The sequence below is a fragment of the Rothia sp. HMSC064D08 genome (genome assembly GCF_001809525.1).
GTDB lineage: Bacteria > Actinomycetota > Actinomycetes > Actinomycetales > Micrococcaceae > Rothia > Rothia dentocariosa.
Map to the genome: position 1 here is coordinate 214,365 of NZ_KV797895.1, position 22,633 is coordinate 236,997.

Annotated in this window: 19 protein-coding genes and 1 tRNA gene; 10 read left to right on the forward strand and 10 right to left on the reverse strand. The window is 56.4% G+C overall.

Annotated features, from left to right (window positions below):
- Window positions 1–35: 35 nt before the first annotated feature.
- The 5 genes from lysS (at window position 36) to HMPREF2625_RS03195 (ending at window position 6,254) form a co-directional block, all read left to right on the forward strand.
- Window positions 36–1,568, forward strand: coding sequence for a lysine--tRNA ligase (gene lysS / locus HMPREF2625_RS03175; RefSeq protein ID WP_246826683.1), 1,533 nt, complete (start codon window positions 36–38; stop codon window positions 1,566–1,568).
- Between the two features lie 148 nt (window positions 1,569–1,716).
- Entirely contained in the window at window positions 1,717–1,932 is a 216-nt protein-coding gene (locus tag HMPREF2625_RS03180) for a hypothetical protein (RefSeq protein ID WP_070521705.1), read from the forward strand.
- Between the two features lie 173 nt (window positions 1,933–2,105).
- Window positions 2,106–2,465: a histone-like nucleoid-structuring protein Lsr2 gene (locus HMPREF2625_RS03185; protein WP_004005751.1), complete on the forward strand. Its 360-nt coding sequence runs from the start codon at window positions 2,106–2,108 to the stop codon at window positions 2,463–2,465.
- Between the two features lie 546 nt (window positions 2,466–3,011).
- The gene (locus HMPREF2625_RS03190) at window positions 3,012–5,564 is read left to right on the forward strand and encodes an ATP-dependent Clp protease ATP-binding subunit (RefSeq protein ID WP_013397971.1); all 2,553 of its coding nucleotides are present in this window, start codon (window positions 3,012–3,014) and stop codon (window positions 5,562–5,564) included.
- A gap of 180 nt (window positions 5,565–5,744) precedes the next feature.
- Window positions 5,745–6,254 (forward strand): MarR family winged helix-turn-helix transcriptional regulator, encoded by a 510-nt coding sequence (locus HMPREF2625_RS03195; RefSeq protein WP_070521708.1) that lies wholly within the window; start codon window positions 5,745–5,747, stop codon window positions 6,252–6,254.
- A gap of 76 nt (window positions 6,255–6,330) precedes the next feature.
- Here HMPREF2625_RS03195 and HMPREF2625_RS03200 read toward each other — a convergent pair whose 3' ends face one another.
- Window positions 6,331–7,098: an SDR family oxidoreductase gene (locus HMPREF2625_RS03200; protein WP_070521711.1), complete on the reverse strand. Its 768-nt coding sequence runs from the start codon at window positions 7,096–7,098 to the stop codon at window positions 6,331–6,333.
- 128 nt (window positions 7,099–7,226) lie between these two features.
- Window positions 7,227–8,162, reverse strand: coding sequence for an HhH-GPD family protein (locus tag HMPREF2625_RS03205; RefSeq protein WP_070521714.1), 936 nt, complete (start codon window positions 8,160–8,162; stop codon window positions 7,227–7,229).
- Window positions 8,163–8,296: 134 nt separating this feature from the next.
- Between HMPREF2625_RS03205 and HMPREF2625_RS03210 the strand changes: the two genes are divergently transcribed.
- Entirely contained in the window at window positions 8,297–9,076 is a 780-nt protein-coding gene (locus HMPREF2625_RS03210) for a hypothetical protein (RefSeq protein ID WP_070521721.1), read from the forward strand.
- Window positions 9,077–9,222: 146 nt separating this feature from the next.
- Here the strand turns inward: HMPREF2625_RS03210 and disA are convergent, their stop codons facing one another.
- The gene (gene disA, locus HMPREF2625_RS03215) at window positions 9,223–10,287 is read right to left on the reverse strand and encodes a DNA integrity scanning diadenylate cyclase DisA (protein WP_004005745.1); all 1,065 of its coding nucleotides are present in this window, start codon (window positions 10,285–10,287) and stop codon (window positions 9,223–9,225) included.
- Window positions 10,288–10,412: 125 nt separating this feature from the next.
- On the opposite strand from disA, the gene radA reads away from it, so the two are divergent.
- Window positions 10,413–11,840 (forward strand): DNA repair protein RadA, encoded by a 1,428-nt coding sequence (radA, locus tag HMPREF2625_RS03220; protein ID WP_070521724.1) that lies wholly within the window; start codon window positions 10,413–10,415, stop codon window positions 11,838–11,840.
- Window positions 11,841–11,946: 106 nt separating this feature from the next.
- On the opposite strand, the gene HMPREF2625_RS03225 is transcribed toward radA, so the two are convergent.
- Window positions 11,947–13,359: a DHA2 family efflux MFS transporter permease subunit gene (locus HMPREF2625_RS03225; RefSeq protein ID WP_070521726.1), complete on the reverse strand. Its 1,413-nt coding sequence runs from the start codon at window positions 13,357–13,359 to the stop codon at window positions 11,947–11,949.
- 77 nt (window positions 13,360–13,436) lie between these two features.
- Between HMPREF2625_RS03225 and HMPREF2625_RS03230 the strand changes: the two genes are divergently transcribed.
- On the forward strand, window positions 13,437–14,084 hold the full coding sequence (locus tag HMPREF2625_RS03230) for a TetR/AcrR family transcriptional regulator (RefSeq protein ID WP_004005742.1): 648 nt from the start codon (window positions 13,437–13,439) through the stop codon (window positions 14,082–14,084).
- Between the two features lie 138 nt (window positions 14,085–14,222).
- Here the strand turns inward: HMPREF2625_RS03230 and HMPREF2625_RS03235 are convergent, their stop codons facing one another.
- From HMPREF2625_RS03235 to HMPREF2625_RS03265, 6 genes are all read right to left on the reverse strand, one after another.
- On the reverse strand, window positions 14,223–15,485 hold the full coding sequence (locus HMPREF2625_RS03235) for an FUSC family protein (RefSeq protein WP_070521730.1): 1,263 nt from the start codon (window positions 15,483–15,485) through the stop codon (window positions 14,223–14,225).
- 147 nt (window positions 15,486–15,632) lie between these two features.
- Window positions 15,633–17,171 (reverse strand): polysaccharide pyruvyl transferase family protein, encoded by a 1,539-nt coding sequence (locus tag HMPREF2625_RS03240; protein ID WP_070521732.1) that lies wholly within the window; start codon window positions 17,169–17,171, stop codon window positions 15,633–15,635.
- Between the two features lie 8 nt (window positions 17,172–17,179).
- The gene (locus HMPREF2625_RS03245; RefSeq protein WP_246826601.1) at window positions 17,180–18,148 is read right to left on the reverse strand and encodes a glycosyltransferase family 2 protein; all 969 of its coding nucleotides are present in this window, start codon (window positions 18,146–18,148) and stop codon (window positions 17,180–17,182) included.
- 128 nt (window positions 18,149–18,276) lie between these two features.
- Entirely contained in the window at window positions 18,277–19,278 is a 1,002-nt protein-coding gene (locus HMPREF2625_RS03250; protein WP_013397959.1) for an inorganic phosphate transporter, read from the reverse strand.
- Window positions 19,278–19,895, reverse strand: a complete 618-nt coding sequence (locus tag HMPREF2625_RS03255) for a DUF47 domain-containing protein (RefSeq protein ID WP_004005702.1) — start codon at window positions 19,893–19,895, stop codon at window positions 19,278–19,280. Before HMPREF2625_RS03255 ends, HMPREF2625_RS03250 begins: the two co-directional genes overlap by 1 nt.
- 333 nt (window positions 19,896–20,228) lie before the next feature.
- On the reverse strand, window positions 20,229–20,924 hold the full coding sequence (locus HMPREF2625_RS03265) for a hypothetical protein (protein WP_004005703.1): 696 nt from the start codon (window positions 20,922–20,924) through the stop codon (window positions 20,229–20,231).
- 133 nt (window positions 20,925–21,057) lie between these two features.
- Between HMPREF2625_RS03265 and HMPREF2625_RS03270 the strand changes: the two genes are divergently transcribed.
- Window positions 21,058–21,130: transfer RNA gene (locus HMPREF2625_RS03270), tRNA-Lys, on the forward strand.
- A 372-nt stretch (window positions 21,131–21,502) separates the two neighbouring features.
- Complete coding sequence (locus tag HMPREF2625_RS03275) at window positions 21,503–22,243, forward strand: hypothetical protein (protein WP_070521741.1); 741 nt, start codon at window positions 21,503–21,505, stop codon at window positions 22,241–22,243.
- Window positions 22,244–22,633 lie beyond the last annotated feature (390 nt).

The following is a 22,633-nucleotide window of genomic DNA, read 5'->3' on the forward strand; positions in this document are numbered from 1 at the left end:
GTGCCACACCGGCCATTGCAGATATGTCCGAGCAGATGAAGATTCGCTTGGAGAAGCGCGCTAAGTTCTTGGAGACCGCGGGTGAAGCGTACCCCGTTGGGCTTCTAGACGCCGAAGGCAAGCGCATCGAACCGGATCATATCGCCGATATTCGCGCTCAATACGACCCGAAATTAGAGTCCGGCGAGCTCACCGCCGGGGACGAAACCGACCATGTGGTGCATGTGCCGGGCCGTGTTGTGTTCGTGCGCAATACCGGTAAACTCTGCTTTGCGTCCCTGCAGGCGGGCACGAATGGCGACCGCATTCAGGCGATGCTCTCGCTCAATGAGGTTGGCGAACAGTCGCTTGCCGACTGGAAATCCCTGGTGGATTTGGGCGATCACGTGTATGTAACCGGCCGCGTGGTGGTCTCTCGCCGCGGCGAATTGTCGATTATGGTGCGTGAGTGGAGGATGGCCGCGAAGTCGATTCGCCCCATGCCCGTGCTGCACAAGGATTTGAACGAGGAAACTCGGGTGCGCCGCCGCTACCTGGACTTGATGGTTCGCCCCGAGGCGCGTGACCTGGTGAAAAAGCGCGCTCTGATTACCCGCACTGTGCGCCGTGTGCTGGAAGATCACGGCTATATTGAGCTGGAAACACCGGTGCTGCAGCTGGTGCACGGCGGCGCGACGGCTCGTCCGTTCCGCACCCACCTGAATGCCTTCGACCAGCCTATGACGATGCGCATCGCCACCGAGCTGCCGCTCAAGCGTGCCGTGGTGGGCGGTATTGAGCGCGTCTACGAAATTGGTCGCGTATTCCGCAACGAGGGCGTGGATTCGACGCACAGCCCCGAATTTACAACCCTGGAATGCTACGAAGCCTACGCCGATCAGTACGTGATGGCCGAACGTATGCAGGAGATTATTGTTGCGTGCGCACAGGAGCTCGGGGTTACCGCGATTGAGACCGAGGACGGCACGATCAACCTGGGCGGTGAGTGGGCGTGGCTGAGCGTCTACCCCGGACTGTCTGAGGCCGTGGGTGTTGAAATAACCCCGGATACCCCCGCTGAGACGCTGCGCGAGATCGCTGCCAAGCATGAGGTTGAGGTGGATCCCGCCTGGGATGCTGAGAAACTTGTGATTGAGCTTTTCGGCGAAATCGTGGAGCCAACACTGCTGAACCCGACCTTTGTGTATAACTACCCGCCGAGCGCCCAGCCTCTGGCGCGGCCAAACCGCGATGGTTCCCGCACGATTGAGGCGTGGGATCTGATTATTGGCGGTATGGAGCGCGGTACCGCGTTCTCTGAGCTGATCGACCCTGTGATTCAGCGCGAGCGTTTAACCGAGCAGTCCCATAAAGCTGCTGCGGGCGATGACGAGGCGATGGAACTTGATGAGGACTTCTTACGCGCCCTGGAGCACGGTGCACCGCCGATGGGCGGTCTCGGGCTGGGTGTTGACCGTCTGATTATGCTTTTGGCGGGTGAACAGGACCCTGAACGCCCTGGAACCGTGGTGCGTCAGCCAGGTATTCGTGAAACTATTTTGTTCCCGCTGATGAAGCCGGAGTCGTAATTTCGGGCTTGATCAAGGCTTTTCTTTCGTAAAGGTTTGTAAACCGCGTTAAACCGTAGATGCCGTTCGTAACGTGTATGCGTTATCGGGCGGCATTTTGCGCTATCGGGTATGCTGTCATCAGCACGAAAGGTTGTGAGGGATTTTCATGGAGATTTTGATTGCGCTGCTGCCTCCTATTTTTGCCGGGATTGCGTTATATTTCATTTTGCGTTGGATTAACCGGGCGGATCGCGCCGAACGTTCAGCACAGCGTGATGTCGAAAAAGACGCTCAACAGTGGTACGAGAAGGTAAAGGGTTCACAAGGAACGGTAAATCCTTTTGGTACTGATAAAACGGGTAATAAAACAGGGCGTCAATAAATATAACCGTTAAATGACAACACTATTCTGTGTCATTCCTTAGAATTCTCTATGTTGGTAGTCATTAGTCATTTATTTCTGTTATTATGAAGGAGATAAATTAGAGAGTGTGACAACGTGCAGTGTAAAAACTCATAGTTGGAGCAATAAACCAAACTAAGGAGAAAACCCCTATGGCACAGAAGGTGCGCATTATTCTTGAGGACGACCTTGATGGTGGTCCCGCAGAAGAGACTGTACGATTCGGCCTCGACGGAGCTCATTACGAGATTGACCTATCCAGTGCTAATGCCGCTCGTCTTCGTGATGCAATTCGTCCGTTCGCATCTAAGGGTCGTCGCGTTCAGGTAGGCGCCTCCCAGCGCGGTTCCCGCGGTGGTCGTGGCTCTTCCGCTCCGGTGAAGCGTAACCCTGAAACCGCTGCAATTCGTAAGTGGGCACGCGAAAACGGTCACGAAGTTTCTGATCGCGGTCGCATCCACCAGGAAATTCAGGATGCTTACTACGCAGCTATGAAGGCAGAAGGTAAGTAAATAGTATTGATACCATCGCTAATTCTGTGATGGTATTTCATCTGCCGAAGGCGGGATGACACATCGAGTGTTATCCCGCCTTCTGTATAACGAGGTTTTAGAAAAAGCCCTTCATGAGAAGAGCTATCATCTTCCGGTTTTTTATTAGCCCCGTGATATGTATTTAGGTAATCACGTGGCGGGTATCGCCCCGAGCCTTTTCTTGGTGTTTATGGAATCCCCGTTATCTTATGAGAGCAATCCTCAAGAATGTCTCCTAAGAATCTAAATACCGAAGCAGAATTATAACGTTTTAGTAAAGGGCGCGGAGGTACATTAGTATTGCTATAAGCTAAAGCGATATTAGGTCTTCTGATAGAGCCCGATAAAAGTTTCATGAAAATGTTTATGACCGTCGAGAAACGCCCGATGCGCATCCCGGTTTTGGTCCGATAAAAGGCTCCCCGAAAAATAGCGACACAGACGTTCTCTTGATGGCGAACAGTGCACCGTAGCCGCGCTTTTCCACGTAATCTAGTATCAAGCAAAATTTCCAAGGAGTGCGCAATGTTTGAACGCTTTACCGACCGAGCTCGGCGCGTTGTGGTGCTTGCCCAAGAAGAAGCACGCATGCTCAACCACAATTACATCGGCACCGAGCATCTGTTGCTCGGGCTGATTCACGAGGGCGAGGGCATCGGTGCCCGTGCCCTTGAGTCCCTCGGGGTTACCCTGAATGCCGTGCGCGAACAGGTGCAGAGCATTGTGGGCCCCAGCCCCCAGGCGCCAAGCGGTCACATTCCCTTCACCCCGCGCGCCAAGAAGGTCCTCGAACTTTCCATGCGCGAGGCCATTCAGCTTAACCACGGTTATATTGGCACCGAACATATCCTGCTGGGCATGGTGCGCGCCTCCGAAGGCGTGGCAAACCAGGTTCTCTCCAAAGTAGGCGTGCAGGGTGCCGAGGTTCGCCAGGCCGTGATGGATCTTATTTCCGGATACCCCGGCAACAATGAGAATAAGGAAACCGCCGGTGTCGGCGCGGGCAACTCCCGCGAGGGCACCCCGGCGGGTTCGACGATTCTCGATCAGTTCGGGCGTAACCTCACCGCCGCCGCACGCGAGGGGCAGCTTGACCCGGTGATTGGTCGTCACCACGAGATGGAACGCGTAATGCAGGTTCTCTCACGCCGCACCAAGAACAACCCCGTGCTTATCGGCGAACCCGGTGTTGGTAAAACCGCCGTCGTTGAAGGCTTGGCGCAGGCCATCGTACACGGCGATGTTCCCGAAACTCTCAAAGATAAGCACCTGTACACCCTGGATTTGGGTTCCCTGGTTGCGGGCTCCCGGTACCGCGGTGACTTTGAGGAACGCCTCAAGAAGGTGCTCAAGGAGATTCGCACCCGCGGCGACATTATCCTGTTCATTGACGAGATTCACACTCTCGTCGGTGCCGGTGCCGCAGAGGGCGCTATCGACGCTGCCTCCATCCTAAAGCCGATGCTGGCTCGCGGCGAGCTGCAGACCATCGGTGCCACCACCTTGGACGAGTACCGCAAGCACATTGAGAAGGATGCCGCCTTGGAACGCCGCTTCCAGCCGATTCAGGTGGACGAGCCTTCCCAAGAGCTCGCCGTGCAGATTCTCAAGGGTGTGCGCGATAAGTACGAGGCTCACCACCGCGTAACCATTACCGACGAGTCGATCGAGGCTGCCGTGAACTTGGCGGCACGCTATATTTCCGACCGCTTCTTGCCGGATAAGGCCGTTGACCTGATTGATGAGGCGGGCGCCCGCCTGCGCATCAAGCGGATGACCGCCCCGCCCGAGATTAAGATTCTTGACGAGAAGGCGTCGAAGCTGCGCACGCAGAAGGAAGACGCTATCAAGGGCCAGGATTACGAGAAGGCCGCCGCGCTGCGCGATCAGGAGCAGAAGGTACTCGCCGAGAAGGCTGAGGCTGAGAAGGCTTGGCGCGAAAACGGCGATGCTTTCGGCGAGGTGACCCCCGAGGTTATCTCTGAGGTGCTCGCATCCTCGACCGGTGTTCCGGTGTACAAGATCACCGAGGAAGAGTCCTCGCGCCTGATCAAGATGGAGGACGAGCTGCACAAGCGCGTGATCGGTCAGGACAACGCTATCAAGGCTCTCTCCCGTGCGATTCGCCGTACCCGTGCCGGTCTGAAGGATCCGCGCCGCCCCGGTGGCTCGTTTATCTTCGCTGGTCCAACCGGTGTTGGTAAGACCGAGCTTGCGAAGGCTCTGGCAGAGTTCCTCTTTGGCGATGAAGACGCCCTGATTACCCTGGATATGTCCGAATACCAGGAGAAGCACACCGTGTCTCGACTCTTCGGTGCGCCTCCCGGATATGTGGGTTACGACGAGGGCGGTCAGCTGACCGAGAAGGTGCGCCGCAAGCCGTTCTCGGTGGTGCTCTTCGATGAGGTCGAGAAGGCTCACACCGATCTCTTCAACTCGCTGCTGCAGATTCTCGAAGACGGCCGCCTGACCGACTCGCAGGGTCGTGTGGTGGACTTCAAGAACACCGTAATCATTATGACCACGAACCTCGGCTCGCGCGATGTGAACCGTCGCGTTCCCGTGGGCTTCCAGGCGATGGATCACGGCGATGCCGATTACGAGCGCATGCAGGCCCGCGTGATGGAGAACCTCAAGGAGCACTTCCGCCCCGAGTTCCTGAACCGTGTGGACGATATTATCGTGTTCCCGCAGCTCTCCGAGAACGAGATTCTGCAGATCGTGGATCTCTTCGTGGGCCGCTTGGCAAAGCGCCTGGCAGATCAGGAAATGTCGATCGAGCTTACGGATGCTGCAAAGGTTCTCATGGCCTCGAAGGGTTACGACCCGGCAATGGGCGCCCGCCCGCTGCGCCGCGAAATGCAGCGTAATATTGAGGATGCTCTCTCCGAGAAGATCCTCTTCGGCGAAATCAAGCCCGGCGAGAAGATTACCGTGGGTGTCGAGGGCGAAGGCGACGATGCGAAGTTCGTCTTCTCCTCACAGCAGATGCGGGATTTACCCCTGGAGACCGTCAATAAGATGGCGGAGTCTGCCGTAGAAGAAGCCGAGCAGATTACCGGAGGGGCATCTGACTAGCGGCTTTCCCCTGTAGGCAATCCTGCGGGAGGTACTAATTAAGGCTTGTACCCGAATCCTTCGTGTGAGGGTTCGGGGACAAGCCTTAGTTGTGCAGGGTGTTTTTGCTGTGCTTCTGATAAGTATGTATGTCAGTGAATAACAAAGCGAGACGGAGCCGGGGGATAGTATGCTTAGTACATGCCCGCATCATCGGAAAAATCACAGCAGCCTGTAAAATACCCTCCGCAGCCGGGACAGGGGCAAGAAGCCTATCTTGCCGAAACCCGGTCGCGGATAGGGTCGTCGATTAAACGCGCCGAGCAGGCGATGATGGCGGTCAAATCTAAAGTTCTGCGCGAGTACGATCTGAGCGTCGCACAGTATGCCGCCATGACCTCGCTCTACTATGTGCCCGGGCAGTCGGCGGCGCAGTTGGCGCGTGCCGCAGCGGTAACCCCGCAGACGATGGCCACCATTCTTGCCCGTCTGGATGCGAAAAGCCTGATTACCCGTGTGCCCTCCGAAATTCACAGCCGCGTGAATATCGTGACCCTCACCGATGCGGGCGAAGAACTGGTTGTTCAGGCTGACGAGAAGGTTCGCGCCGTCGAGCGTGCCATGAGCGCCGAATTCACCTCACAGGAGCGTGAACAGCTGCAAGACCTGCTCGACAGGCTTATCGCGTTTCTTGAGCATAAGGGCGCATAGGTGTATGAGCGCTTAACGCGATGATGCGGTCTTCGTATATACGAAGACCGCATCGGTTCGCGCAGTATCGAAACCGCTACAGGCTTGCCAGCCACTCCTCAAGCGTAGTGGAGACGGTGTGATCTGCGGGATCGGGAATCAGCCCGCCCTTGGCAATAGCGGAACCGAAATACGGCAGCTGCCGCACCACCTTCGGCGTTTTGCCGCCGACCTCGCCGCGTGCCGTGAGAAGACGCTTTACGAACTCCGCCGTTGTTCCTTCTTCTTCGCCGCGAATCGAGACGATGCCCGTACCCGGTACCTTCTCGGAGCCGTCGGCAACATCGCATACCAGCTGTGCTGCAGCCTCTGCGGGAATAGGTGCCATTTTCATGGTCGGCAGCACCGAGACGGGACCCACCGTAACCTGCTGAACAATGGGGTCAAGAAGCTCAAACCACTGCGTCGAACGAATAATAACGGTGTCTACGGCGGAATCTTGATAGGTTTTCTCCTGCGCAGCCTTGCCCGCATAGTAACCGTATCCGCGGCTAACCGCCGGGTTTTCTACTCCGGCGATTGAAACGCAGACGATGCGCTTCACATCGTTATCAGCTGCCGCCTGCGCGATATTGCTGGAGGTGCTGATAAAGGCTGTCTGCGCCTTTTTGCTGCTCATAATCATGTTGTTAATCGCGTCGATCACAACATCCACTCCGGTCAGCGCCGCGCTTAAATCCGCGAGCGATGAAACGTCTACCCCGTGTGAGCGGCTGATCGGCACTACCTCGTGACCGCGTTTTTCCAGTTCGGCGGCGATTTTCGAGCCGATAGTGCCGGTTGCCCCTATGACCGCTATTTTCATGGAGTCCTCCTTCATAAAGAAATGAGCTTTCCAGAATGTTTTCTCCATTTTTCCAAAGATTTCAGGTGAAAACAATATTTTTTCGGGGTTTATCGTGAGTTGGGGAATAGTGCATAAAAGGCCAAAACCTAAAGCGAAACTCTGTCTTTACGCTCTTTCGCGAGTTTATCTTTGAGAAGCCCGCTGTAGCATCGATCGATTTGTTCTTGGGGCGAGTCGAGTTTGCGTAAATCCTGCACCGGAACCTTTAGCGCATCGGGAACTGTAATATCGGTGGAGAAGTCCGTTAGAAGCTCCCGCGGCACCGGTGCGTGCGCGGCGCGCAGAACCGCCATCATGGCACCGCGCAGCTGCCGGTCGGTGCCGTGCCAGCTCTGCCCTGTAGGCGTATACTCGGCCTGTGGTTTGCCCGCCTTCACCCACGCGCAGATATCCTCAAGAGGGCACTGCTCGCAGCGGGGATTCTTGGCGACGCACACGAGCGCGCCCAGCTCCATAACAGAGGCGTTCCACACGCAGGATACGGCGGTATTCTGCGGCATCAGCTCTTCGGCAAGGGTTGTTTCGGCGACGTTCAAATGTTTGTGGGGCAGCGCCTTGCCCATGACGGCGCGGGCGTGCACCCGGCGAATATTAGTGTCGATAACGGTGGCGCGTCTGCCGAAGGCAAAGACCGTAATCGCCGCCGCAGTGTATGCCCCCACGCCGGGAAGCTCAAGAAGTTCATCATAATCCGCCGGAACCTCGCCGTCATGATGCTTCGTAATAGCGACCGCCGCACCGTGCAGGCGTTGGGCACGGCGCGGATAGCCCAGACGACCCCAGGCGCGCACCGCCTCCGCACTGTCTTCGGCGGCGAGGGATGCGGGTGTGGGCCAGCGGCGCATCCACTCTTCCCAAACGGGAAGCACGCGGTTCACGGGAGTCTGCTGCAGCATGAATTCGCTCACCATCACACCCCAGGCCGTGCAGTCGGCACGGCGCCACGGCAGGTCGCGGGCATGATGCTGGTACCAGGTATTTATGCGGTGGTGTAGTTCGTGTGAGTTTTGTAAATTGAACATGGCAATAATTGCTTGCGTTGTAATGTATTACTGTTTCTAGGGTAGGTTATATTGGGTGTCGGGTGCCAATTGACCCACAATATACAGGCAACGTATTTTTATCTATTCCATGTAGTTTATATATATGGTTTTGCATGCACGACACCCAAAAAACCGTTATTCTTAACGGTATGTCTGAACTTGGTCCCGAATTACCCCCCGAAGTATACCGCCGTCGTCGTATCGTTGCCGTGGTAGTGCTTATTCTTGTCTTGCTGGTTGGCATTGTTGGTATTACCACCCTAGTGAACCAGATTAATAAGGGGCCTCAAGACGATGCCGCCGCAGAGGCGACAGCCACCGGCGAACCTTTCCAGAATTTCAGCGCGCGCCCCACACCTTCTACGGTTGCGCCTTCGGGGCCGGTGAGCGGTTCAGCATCCGGCAGCCCGAATGCATCGGCAACCCCGTCCGTTTCTGGGACCCCAGCGGTATCCGGCAGTGCAACTCCGTCTGGGTCGGCGAGCGCATCCGCAACGCCAGCCGTGGCTCTGTGCAATGCCAAGGATCTAAAGGTGACGGTCGAGCCTTCGAAGAAGCAGTATGCGCCCGGTGAAATGCCGTCGTTCCACGTGGTATACACGAATTCTGCGGGTAATCCCTGCTTTATTGGCGGCGATAAGGTTGCCGAGGGTGTGGAGATCAACATTACGTCGGGCGATACCCAGGTGTATTCGTCTGCGAAGTGCACGCCCACTCCCACGAAGAAGACCGAGATTCCTGCGGGCAAGGAAGCCGCCAGCGATGTTGCGTGGGATCGTAAGCTCAATACCTCCGGGTGTAATGCGCTGAAGAATACGGCGAAGGGCACGTACTGGGTGACGGCCACCGTGAACGGGGTGACCTCGCAGCGGGTGAACTTCCTGTTGAAATAGCGCCCACAGTATTTCCCTGCGGGAATATATAAAAGATGTATAAAAAGAGCCTTTATTTCAATAAAGAGAGTTTTTAACGCTTTATTGAAATAAAGGCTCTTTCTATCGGGTGGCTGGTGTTCTTACGGACCGTAACCCGGCTAATGTTAGAGGTATTTTTCGAGGCTGCTTTCCGCCATGCGGGAGAGCGATTCGCGCACGGTGCGGGCACGGTGCTCGCCTATGCCATCAACATCACGCAGATCTTCTAAGGATGCGGCCATGAGCGCCTGCAAAGTGCCGAATCGTTCAACGAGGCGTTCGGCAATTGTGTTCGGAATAGTGGCGATGCCGTCAAGCAGGCGGTAGCCGCGCGGCTGCAGGGGAGTGTCGAGCTCGTAATCGCCGAACCCTGCGGCCTGGGCGATCATAGTGAGGTCCACAATATCCATGTCGGTAAGGTCGCGCAGAGCCCGGGTTGCGATGGAGATGCTTTGCGCGGTGGGTCGCGGCAGGTAGTCGTGCAGAATAACGTCGATACCCGCCATATCGGGGCTGCGGAGCTCTTCAAGTTGAAGCGCCACCAGGCGACCGTTCACACCGAGTTCAAGCACATAGTGACTGACTTCAGAGATAATGCGCCGTACCATCTCCATGCGCTGCAGGGTGATAGCGACATCGCTGAGCGTAACGTGTGATTCGATTTCGAGCGCGGACAGCGTGGAAAGCACCTTGTTGAGGCGTTTCTTATAGCTTTCAAGGGTCTGGATTGCCTGGTTGGCGCGCGCCATCAGGTATTGGGTGTCTTCGACCGTGTACCGGGTGCCGTCTACATACACCGAAATGACGGACATAGAGGCGCTGACCGAGATCACCGGGAAACCCGTCTGGATTGCCATGCGTTCGGCGGTGCGGTGGCGTGTTCCGGATTCGTTGGTGTCAATGGTTGCATCCGGCATGAGCTGTACTGCCGCCATGAGCAGGCGGGTGGCGTCGCGGTCACAGATGATCGCGCCATCCATTTTGGCGAGCTCACGCAGGCGGGTGGCAGAAAATTCGGTGTCGATGGTGAACCCACCGGAGGAGAGTCCCGTGACGGTGCGGTCTGAACCGAGCACGATGAGTGCGCCTGTGCGCCCGCGGAGGATGCGTTCTAACCCTTCACGCAGCTCGGTGCCGGGGGCGATCTGCGCAATGGTCTTCAGGAGGAGTTCACTGTAATCTGTCTGCACGGAATATATTGTATCGTTTTAGCCTGTGTCACCGCCTTTGTGCGCGCCCCACCCCGATATTCTCTTCTTCGGCTTTTGAAGATCTGGGTGTTTAAAACGTCAGGGTCGCCCGTACAATAAAAACCATGGCTGCACGCACAAAAACCACTAAAGGATCCCCCGCCTACCGCTGTACCGAATGCGGCTGGACCACCGCCAAATGGGTGGGTCGATGCGGTGAATGCCAAACCTGGGGGTCTGTTGAGGAAGCCGCCGGGGGTACCGTGGCGCGCACCCGTACCGCATCCAGCGTGCAGAAACCGGCGCAGGTGATCGGCGAGGTAGACTCGACCGTCGCCGCCTATATGAGCACCGGAAACCCCGAATTCGACCGGGTGCTCGGTGGGGGACTGGTGCCCGGTGCCGTGATTCTGATGGCTGGCGAACCCGGCGTGGGCAAATCTACCCTGCTGTTGGATGTTGCCGCCACCTTCGCGCGCGGATACACCCCGCGAACCCCCGCCGCCGAGCGTGCCCGAGCGAAAACCCGCGACGTACTGTACGTGACCGGTGAGGAATCCGCCGCGCAGGTTAAGCTGCGTGCGGACCGCATCCACGCCGTCGCCGATACCCTGTACTTGACGAGCGAAACCGACCTGGGAACCGCGCTGGCGCATATTGAGCAGGTAGACCCGGCGATGCTGGTGATCGACTCGGTGCAGACCCTTGCCTCCGCAGATGTTGAGGGCAGCGCCGGGGGTGTTACGCAGGTGAGGGAGGTTGCCGCATCACTGATTGCCGCCGCGAAAGCACGCAATATGTGCACCCTGCTGGTGGGGCATGTAACCAAGGAAGGCACGATCGCCGGGCCCCGCCTGCTGGAACATCTGGTCGATGTGGTGTGCCAGTTCGAGGGCGATAAACACTCCAATATTCGTATGCTGCGCGCTATCAAAAACCGATACGGACCCACCGACGAGGTCGGCTGCTTCGATATGCACGAGGACGGGATCGCGCCTGTGCTCGACCCGTCCGGCATGTTTGTTTCGCGCACGCCGCATCCGGTGGCGGGAACCTGCGTGACCGTGACGATGGAGGGGCGCCGCCCGCTGCTGGCCGAAGTCCAGGCGCTGTTGGATCAGGCGGTGGCACCCGCGCCCAGGCGCACGGTGGCGGGGTTGGATTCGGCGCGCATCCAGATGCTTTTGGCGGTTTTGCAGCGCCGTGCCGGGCTGAACGTGGGCAAACTTGACTGCTATGTTTCCACGGTGGGAGGCGCCAAAATCTCTGAGCCCGCCGCCGATTTGGCGTGTGTGATGGCGCTGGCATCAGCCGCGCAGAATAAGCCGCTGCCGCGTAAACTCGCGGTGTTTGGCGAGGTCGGTCTGGCGGGGGAGGTGCGTGCCGTGCCGGGTATTCGCCAGCGTATCGCCGAGGTCGGCAGGCTGGGGTTCACGCATGTGCTGGTGCCCGCATCCCCAACGGGTGTGGGGCAGGTGCCCGATGGGGTGACCGTGCGCGAGGTCGCCACCTTGGGCGAGGCGCTGAACCTGCTCTTCCCGCAGGATAAATAACTGCCGCACATCGTGACGTGAACCGCGAGCAGATAATATTTTGGCGAGCAGATAACGGAATGCTATCTGCTCGCCGAAATACTATCTGCTCACGCAGGCTAGGCGGTTAACTCTGCACTTTCTCTTCCGTACGCACATGTTTGGGGAGGAAAAAGGCAGCAAAAGTTCCCAGCATCATTACCGCCGCATCGGTCAAAATGGCTGGGGAAGCTGCATCCGTAAACCCTGTGGGACTGAGGACGCCGTTGAGAGCCGTAAAAATTGCGGTGAGAGTGGCAACCCCCAGTGCGACTCCTACTTGCCGCACGGTCATGTTAGTTCCCGAGGCGGTTGCCCTGTCTTCAGGGGCCATACCTTGCAAGGTTGCTGCGGCAATAGGGGCAAAAACCAAGCTCATGCCCACTCCGGCAGCTATAAAAGGAGGTACAAAATGGATGTATTCAACACTGGGGTCGAGGATTATGCCGCTCCAGAGCAGCCCAATACTCATGAGTGCCATGCCGACCACAATCACCGGACGGGTGCCGACCCTGGATGTCAGTAGTCCTGTAAGCGGTGAAACAACGAAGGGCGCGAGAGTCCATGGCATGGTCATCAGCCCGGCTTCGAGCGGGTTTGCTCCTTGGACCACTTGCAAGAACTGTATCAAGATAAAAATAGCCCCAAAAATACCGAAGAAAAAGAGGAAACCCACAATATTCGCCATGCTGAAACTGCGGTTGCTAAAGAGGCGCAGCGGAAGCAGAGGCGAGGCGGCGTGTGATTCCCACCAGATGAAGATTACTATAAGAGCAACGCCCCCGATAAGACCGGTCAAGACCTCTGCGCTTGTCCATCCGGCATCGTTTCCACGCACGATGCCGTAAGTTATTCCGAACAGCCCTATTCCAACGAGGGCCAGCCCAAGGAAATCAAGCGGTTCGGGGCGACCACGGGATTCCGGGATTGTGATCCATACCAGGGGAATGCAGAGCAACCCGAATGGTACGTTAATCCAGAAAATTGCGTGCCAGTTCATGCCTTCTACTACGGCGCCGCCGATAAGGGGACCGAGTGCTACACCGAGTCCAGCGACTCCTCCCCAGATGCCAATAGCAGTAGCACGCAGCCGCTCGGGTACGGAAGTACTCAGCAACGCAAGGGAAAGTGGCATAACGGCAGAGCCGCCGATTCCTTGAAGAGTACGGGCCGTGATGAGGGCACCGATATTATCACTGATACCGCACCATGCAGAGGAGGCAGTAAATATAAAGACTCCAAGGAGGAAGACGGTGCGGCGTCCAAACCGGTCGGCCAGTGCCGAGGACATGAGAATGCAGGACGCAAAGGTCAGGGTGTAGGCGTTTACTGTCCAGGTGAGCTCTTCCAGCGTGGCTCCCAGATCTGCCCGAATGACTGGAAGGGCATTGGTGACGACGAGGTTATCGAGGGAAGCCATGAACATAGGAATGGATAGTGAGATGATGATGAGCCAGGCGGGGTGGGTGCGATGGTTTTCTACCTGTGGGGTCTGTTGCATGGGAAGGTCCGTTTCGTCTAGCTTTAAGTAATCAATTGATTACTTAAAGCTAGGTTATCGGGTGATAACATGTCAATATGGCCGAGAAAAAACCTTCACCTGGGCAACGGCTCCCCGCCGCCGAGCGCCGTGAACAGATGCTAAACGCCGCCAGAATTGTTTTTGGTGAGCGTGGCTACACCGGAGCTACTACAGACGCCGTTGCCAAAGCAGCTGGAGTAAGCCAAGCATATATTGTGCGCACCTTCGGTTCTAAAGAAAACCTCTTCGTAGAAACAGTCAGCCGTGCTGTTGATAAAACCATTGAAGTATTCCGCACAGCCGCTCAAGGTGTAGAAAGCCCTCAGGAACTCATAAGAGAGATGGGGCATGCCTACGTAAAACTTGTAGCTGACCGGGGAATCCTGCTAACCATGATGCATCTCTTCACGATGGGGCATTATGAGCGGTTTGGTCAGCTCGCCCGCGACGAATTTATGCGTATATACCGAGTACTGCACCACGAAATAGGGATGAGCCCTAAAGCAACCGAAAAATTCTTGGCAAAAGGTATGCTCATCAACACGGTTTTAGGGATGCGATTAACCGATGTCATGAAGACCGACCCTGATATACAAGAACTCTTGGCATGCACATTCACACAGGAGGAAACCGAAAGCTTGGCGGAACTCGCCAAACTCCACACACCGCTGCCTCCTGCGGCACGGGGACGCACATCATCATAAAACGTGTCATATGCATGAGCAGATAGTATTTCGGCGAGCAGATAGCAATTCGTTATCTGCTCGCCGAAATACTATCTGCTCGCGGGTCTCATGGTAGGGTCTTATGGGCGGATTCCACGGGGATTAGACGCACACGACCTACCCCAGCCCCTCTTCGAGGTCTTCATCGCGCAGCATGATGTTAACGGTGCGGGTGCGCAAATCCTCCTCCTGAGCCCCCGCAACATCAGCCTGCACAATCGGAATCTCGGAGGTACGCGGCGCATGCTCCGTCACGGCCTCGCCCAGAGGTACCAGCGTGGCGACCGCATCCTCATGATCCATACCGGTAGCCTCTAACATATCCACGGTTATAAGCCTCAGCATAAGCACCAACGACTCGCCCTCGAAGGTCTCTACCCCCAGATGCTTCGGCTCCAGGGTCTCGGCGAGAGAAATCAGGCGCTCGCGGGCAACTTCCATATAGTGTTCACGCTCATGTTCGGTGCTGGAATACATGCCCAGTCCCGTGCTCTGGGCGGCAAGCGCCAGTTCTTCGAGCGCCGCCGAAAGCGTTTCAAGAGCCTTCGGGCGCAGCTGCACATGCGCAATCGTGGATGCCATGCGCCTGTTAAACACGCGGGTATTACGAATCGCCAAATCGATAGCCCCGAGGGTCTGCGCCAGTCGATCAAGCTCGATTCGGGTCTTCTTTCCCGCCCACGAAAGCTGCGCCATACCGCGCGCCGTCACCAAATCGTTCTTGCTTGCATCATACAGCGGCTGAAGTTTACGCGAATCCTGCAGGCTCTGATACGCCTGATCGTAGTTGTACCGGCGGATCGCCTTCGCCGCCAGAAAGAAGACATCCGAGAAAGCGCTCATAAGAGCCTCAGCACGCTGACGTGACCCACTTCGCGGGTCTTTAGGCATCAAAAACATCATAAGGAACGCCGCAACACCACCGATCACGCCGTCAAGGCTGCGGGTAAACGGCAGATCCGAGGTTGGTGGCAGCAGAATCACCAGGCATGCCTGAAAACTGAGCTGAATCGTAAAAATAATGCCGTTATCCAAGAACCTGGCCAGAAGTACCGAAATAAACAGGGCAAGCGTGGCCTGCCAGATGCCGCGCCCGAGCATCTGCAAAAACAGATCGCCAATCAGAATACCCAGGCTCACCCCGAACGAAACCTCTAGGATGCGCCGCGAATGGGTAGAGCCGCTTACGTACCCGAGCGAGACTAGTGCCGCGACCGCCGCGAAAATAGGTTCCTCATGCCCCAGCACACGCTCCGCAAAAAGATACGCCCCCATTGAGGCGATCGTGATCTGAATAGACTGAAAAAATCCCGCCCGAACGCGGTGAGCTCCGGCGCGGACATAGTTTAAGAATTGTTCCTTCATGGATGCGTGTGCCATAGTGTCTAGTCTACCCGCCCTGAAATTGTGCCGCCGCAGGTCTTTTGCACCCTTGGATGATATGCATCAAAGGCTCCTCATTCGAAACAAAGCGGGATCTCTGATGTTTGGCAAGGCTCTTTTGTAAAAGAGGTTAGGGGCGGCAGGCTACCGGAACCGGCTCCCGATATGCCGCATCGCCTGCACCTGCCGACTGGTACGATGCGCCGCCCGCACCATCCGCGAACGTTTCAACGCCTGCAGCTCATCCTCGGCACGCTCAAACTCACCCCGCATATGCGCTTCCCACGAGTGCATGCGATCCGAAAGCGCCCACTCGGTACCCTCGGCCAGCGAAGTCTTCAGCAAAAGCTCACGCACCGCATTGTTAATCGCCTCTAGGGACGGCTCTAAGGCGGGAACCGCCGCAGCCTCAGAAATATCCTCCGGCATATGCGCCTGCTTCTCCCCGCGCACAGAGGCCGCAAGATACTCACGCCACGCGTGAAGCAGCACGGTTACCGCCTCATGCCGCGCCCGCAGCTCTTGGCGTTGCCCCCTGCTGAGTGAGAGCGCAGACGCAATGAGCTTCTCGGGAATGTCGGTGCCGAGCATATGAAGCGGAGTCATAAAATTCTGCATCCCGTAATGCCCCATGACCCCGCAAATCCGCATCTCAGTAAACGCATCGGGCACCAGCGCAACCGCAGGAATACCGGCGCTAAGGCTAAAAACCGCGGGATGGTACCGGTCGGTAATATTCAGCGCGGCACCCTGATGGATACGCACCGTCGCATCCGCGTGCAGAATCGGTATCACTGTCGCCGGGGATTTCATGGATGCGGCAACCAGTTCATGCGCCTTGTAGTCACCGGTGCGCCCGCCCTCCGACGCCGGGTCGCCCATATGCCCCAGGAAGACCGCCGCCAGCCCATATTCGGCGTAAATCTTGTCTAATAAAGAGGCTAGTTCATGTACTTTGCTCCCCGAAACCTCGTGCACCGTCACGCACACATAACGCTCGGGAAGCTCAGGAACCTCAACCCGCACACTCGCATAGTTGAGCGTCATCTCGGGGGTATGCGCCCGGTAGTCGCTGGCATCATCCACACCCGCAAGCGCCTTAAGATCGTGCTCACGGCACCACTCGTAGGAGCTGCGCTCGCGCACCGCCACCGAGGCTGCCGAACGCAGCATACGCAGCAGAACTTCCTCATCGCGCGGGGAAAGCACGGGACCAATCGACTGCCCGGAAACAAAGACCGGAATCTTCGCATACTGCGCCACTAGCGCGATAGCGGCGCGCTCATACAGCAGCCAACCGTAGCGCGAATTCAAGTTGCCGCCGCCGGAGATGACAACCGCATCCACCGATTGAATACCCTCTACAAAATCGCGGATATGCTGCGCCGACGGGCAAAAGTCGGGCAGATTCGGCATAACGCCGCCCACCAGAAACTCTTCGAGGCGTTCCAACGTGATCTCGCGCTCGGCAGGCGCCCACGGGAACAGCAAAAACGGCATATATTCGTATGCAGACGAACCCCGAGCCCCCAGATAACGCTTGCTCTGATCGGTATCACGGGTTGCTAAAATAACCTGCATTCCTGCATCCGCCAAGTATTCGGCGGTGCTGATCGTCATGGCCTCGTCCCCCACATGGTAGACGGGCTGGCCAATATCGCCGACAACAAGAACACGAGTCATATGCGTACCTATTTGCTTGATGAATCTTTAGGCGAAAAAACGGCACGCAAACGCGAAAGTTTGCCGCTCCACGACATCGCCCGCTCCATGCGGTGCAGCCGCTCACACTGTTCCTGCTGCATATTTTCGAGGCGCTCCAAACGCTCCTGAACGTCCTGAAGCGCCTCCAGGGTTTCCAATAAACGACCGTCAAGTTCGTTCGTCAGGTGCGCCTGGTAGAGATAGGGCCCAATATGCGCCCCGGCGGCAAGGTCTTCACGGATCGCGTTGGCGCGCACCTGCGCATCAAAAATACGATGCTGCTGCTCGTGGCTCACGCTGTTGGCGGCAGAACCCGTCGCATCGGGGCGTTTGCACCAGTACGCCAGCGGCTCGTCCAGAAGCTGAACTTCACCGGCCATGGCGGCGCGCATATTGAATTCCCAGTCGCCCACCACGGGAAGTTCCTCATCAAAATACCCCACCTTCTCGTGCAGGGTGCGGCGGTACAGCACGCCGATAGGAACCGCGCGATTGGTGCGGAATAGGAACTGCAGCCCCATCGCGGGCAGATCTTCGTGGAAGGTGCATTCGTTCAGAACAATAAAACCGTCCTCGGTTTGCCGCTCAAAACGCTCAATAATCCGTACCACGCACATATCGGCGCCGGTCTCATCAAGGGTTGCGACGGTACGTTCCAGGAATTGGGGATCCCACAGGTCATCGTCGTCGTGAATGGCGATATAGGTAGACTCACTGGAACGCACACCCAGGTTAGAAGCCGCTTCCATATTGCCGCCCGCAGCATGAAGAAGAACGGTCTGTGCCGCAACCGGGCTGCGGTCAATAATCTGCTGAGATTCTTCCTGATTTCCGCCGTCATCGACCACGTACACGGTGTATTGCGTATACCGTTGCTCGGCGATGTTCTGCAGGGCACGTGCGAGAAAGACCGGGCGATCTTTCGTGCGTACAATGACGGCGACAGAGGAAAACAAAGCTCTCCAAAGAATATATAAGGCCTGCGCATAAGGCACGTAGGGCGGAAATATATAGGGTTGTCTAGAATTCTACGGAGTTGCGCGGGAATAAGCGAGCATTCCAGCCCACATTAGGGGTAAAAATTCTACCCAAATATGCCATCAAGAGCCATCATGAGGGCGATCGCACACAAAAAACATGCCGGAAGCGTGACAAACCAGGTCAGCATAATGTTCGCAACGATCTTCGGCTTCACCGAGTTAAACCGCTGATTCACCCCAGCCCCCAGGGCGGATGCGGTCGCCAGGTGCGAAGACGAGAACGGCAGCTGCAGCAGGAAGTACCCGAGCGCCTGCATAAGAGCCGTGGTGCCTTGAGCTACCGCGCCGCGCATCGGATCTAAGCGCACCATACGGTAGGCGAAGGTGTAGCCGATGCGCCGCCCACCTGTGAGCGTGCCCGCCGCCAGAGCCAGCGCAATAGTGAGCACATGCCAAGGGAGGAGGTCCCGCGTGGGAAGCGGAAAAACCGCACCCAGCACGTGCAGCACCAACAGGTACAGGTACCCGGTCTGCATACCGTGCAGAAGTGAAATTGCGGATGCCGACACCGCCAACACCTCACGCGAATGCCGGTTCACACTGCTGGGCGAAGAGCGGATCGCTAAGCGATAAAACGGGATCACCAAAAGCCAAGAAAGAAGAAAAATCAGGGGCGGCAGGTAGAGGAGCGGCAGCAGGGTGGCATCGAAAATCGCGGGGATAAACCGTGAACCTTCGCCATCAACCCGAGCATACCACGCCACCCCGGCAAGGGCGCCGATGAGGGCGTGCGTTGAGGAAGCTGGCATGCGTAAGGCCCAGGTCGCCACACCCCATAAGGCGGCGGTGATAAGCGCGGCGGTCAGCCCCGGAAGACCCAAATGCCCGCTGGGAACGGCAATCCAGGGCACACTCATATCGGTGATTAGTAGATACGCCGCAAACACCCCGATACCGTTGAACAGCGCGGCGGTAATCAGAGCCGCGGTATCGCCCATCGTGCGGGTGCGTACCGGCACCGCGATCGCATTGGAGGCATCGTGCATGCCGGTCACAAAAATCGCGGAAAGAAACGCGCCCACACACAGAATACTGAGCAGAACCACTAGGACTCCTGCACGATAATACGCCCGATCTCAGAGGACACGCCGCGCATCGCATTTGCCGCCTCAACCAGTTGGGCAATGAACTTGGTGTACCGGCGGTAGCGTTCCATCGGGAAGCGTTCGGCGAGTTCTGCATCGTATTCTTCGGCGGTGCGAACGGCTTGGCGCGAGATACGCAGCATATCCATCCAATAGTTATCCAGGCCCTTAATATCGGCGAGCTTGGGAATTACCGCCTCGGTCAGCACCGCCTGCCGCTGAATAATGTCGAGTATCGCGGTAATATGCGGGGCAAAACCGTCAATTTTGTGCAGATAAAGGATGTGCGCGGCACTCGTGAGCTTTTCGACCGCGTTCGTGAGTTTGCGGGCCAGCGTGTAGAGGTCTTCGCGGGGTACCGGGGTGGCAAATGAGCTTCGCACGGTGGTGAGGGTCATGAAGAACAGGTCGGTCGAGTTCGCCTCGTGCACCAGCATGCGGTCGAAGAGCTCGGGGTATTCGGAGGTAGATGAGCCAACCATTTCGGAGAGGAGCGCCGCCGCCTCCGCCACCTGCACCGAGATTTGTGCAAGCGAGGTGAGTGAGCTGTTGGCTTGTGGAAAGATGCGGTGCAACATAGTTACAGTCTAACGCGGGTGTGCTTAGGGTGCGCGGGTCTGATACTTCCCGCGCGGCGGCTTGAGAATACAACAGCGGGAAGGCTACATGATAGCCTTCCCGCTGTGAACGTTAGCGATGTCGGGCTGGGAGCGCCTCTCGGCGGAAGGCCGCTCGAAGCGGCAAATGATTTGGAGCCCGGGGCTACCTATTAGCAACCCGACATCTTGTCTTAAATTATCCGCCCGCGCCGAGCCTCCGTCAAGGTACATGAGCTCTAAGCAGAACACCCGGCATCAGTTCCGAATCCTGTATTTTCCCGGGATTTGATAGCGCGCGAGTACCGTGCGGGGCTACAATGCTTCGAGTCCGCCGCTTGCCCGCCAGTGCGCGGCGGTCGCCTCCAAATCCTCGGCGATTTTCACGAGTTTTCGGTATTGTTCGGGAACGCGGAACATGCGTTCAATGCCTTCGCGGCGAACCTCATGACTGGGCGGATGCACTCCCTGCGGGTTACCGGACAGTCGGCTAATATCTGCACGCTCATAGTTGAGGCGCAGCCCCAGTGCCACCACACGCGCGAACGCCGCAAAACGTTCGAGAGCTATATCAATATCGCCGCTGTAGAGCCCGGCCAGAATTTTGTCCGCCGTTTTGACGACCTCGGAGGCGCCCGGTGGGTCTGGCACCCCCGCCAGCAGATGCGAACGGTAATCGGCACCCATACCGGTAGAGAACGCTTGTGCGGTGGCCTTTGGGTAGCGTCGTACCATGTCGCGCAGGGAATACATGCGCCATAGCGCCCCGGGGAGGGAACGCGCGGGTGAATGAGACCAGAGCTGCGCAAGCGCCTCAATACCGTATTCGTCAGTGAAGTCTATGAGTCGGGCGGCAACCTCCGGGTCAGAATTTTGGCGTCCGCGCTCCAGCAGAATACGAGCAGACGTATGCGCCGCCTCATCACGGGCGGCGGGATCTTCACCGCCAACGCGGCGCTCAAACTTTTCGCTGGGCTGAGATACTGGGCGATGATGTGCACGATGAGCCATAGGTGTTTAGTGTAACGGGCAGGGCGCGAGTTTTTCGAGGGATTCAGCCGGACGAAAATCATATCTGCGAAGGCGACTCGTGACGGATTTGTAGTGTATAGTAGATGATGTCTTCGCGTTCACGCGGGACGGCGCGCCTTTAGCTCAGTTGGTAGAGCTACGGACTTTTAATCCGCAGGTCGTGGGTTCGAGCCCCACAGGGCGCACTAAACAAAGCCCGTCGCATCCGGTTACCTGTCGGATGCGGCGGGCTTTTTCTCTGCCCTCCCACCCCTCTCGTGTAAAAGGAGCGTTTATGTGAATAAAACGCACTTTTCACTGTTTGATTCACGATCAAGACTCTTTTTAGATCGGGGAGCCTGAATTTAACTCAAATCTGCTTGCGAGAAGCAGAGCTATATTTTCTGTAAAAACTTAATGGAGAAATTTTTTATAAAATCTTGACTAAATAACTTCGAATATTTCTATATCAACGTAAAAAATTCGTTCTCAGAATAATTATTGTTGCGACTCCTTGGAATCTCTTGTGTCTCGGTCCTGAATTATGTTTAGGGTTAAGTTGTCCGTATCACCGATGAATGGAGTTTATGATGTCTTTTCGCTATTCTCGTTCGGCTATGACCGGAGCTGCTATTTTCACCCTTGCAGGTGTAACGGTTCTTCCGCTCGCGCAGGCAAACGCAGCGCCTGCAAGCCCTCAGGATGAGGCACGTTCTGGAGCCACACAGGGCCAGCCAAATTCTGCGGCGCAGAACGGTCAGGATCAGGGCCAGCAGCAGGGCGCCAGTGCTAATGCTCAGGGCCAGCAGGGTGCTAATGCCGGCGGTCAGGGTCAGCAGGCTCAGGGTGCACCCGCATCCCAGAGCAGCTCAAATTCGAAGTCTGCGTCACAGAATAATCAGAGCCGTCAGAGCCAGCCCTCCGCACCCGCGAAGCAGAGCTCCGGCTATGCTACAATCACCTCTGTCGATGGATTCATTGACCCGCAGAAGACTGATAACTCTCTGTCTGTAGGGATTACCGGGGTCGATAATACCCACCGTATAATATCCGACCTGCGTGTTCAGGAGCTCGATGAGTTCGGGAACATCGTTAATGATGACGTTAACACCGTCGGCGGCGCGTCTAGCAATGATTCGGAGGGGAACCTCGGGATATCCGTGGTTGTTGATGGCACTAAGATTAACCCGAACCACCACTACCGGCTTTACCTGGACGTGTTTGATCAGGATACCTTAACGAGGAGTTACGCATACTACCCCGTCGTGGTCTGGAACCGTAGCTACATTCCGGTTGTTCCTCTGTCGGCAGCACAGTAGCTAATACACCGTATTATCTTTTGCATTTTGTTTAGTGTATTAGATTTCTAAAAATAAAATATATTTTCGGCTCAAGGGTCTTTAAGAGTATGCTTTAGTGATATGCATGCTGTTGAAGACCCTTTGGGTTGTGCTGGCACATTAGCGGGCATATTTGCCATAAATAAATATCAAGAAATAATGTTAAAAATTCTATACTTAAATCTAGTAATATATTACATTTATCAGTATCCCGTTCACCGATGAATGAAATACATTGAACTTTTCAGAGCTATTAACCCGCTATAGCCTATATCAACGTAAAAAGTTCGTTCTCAGAATAATTATTGTTGTGATTCCTTGATATCCCTTGTGTCTTGGTCCTCAATTATGTTTAGGGTTGAATTGTTC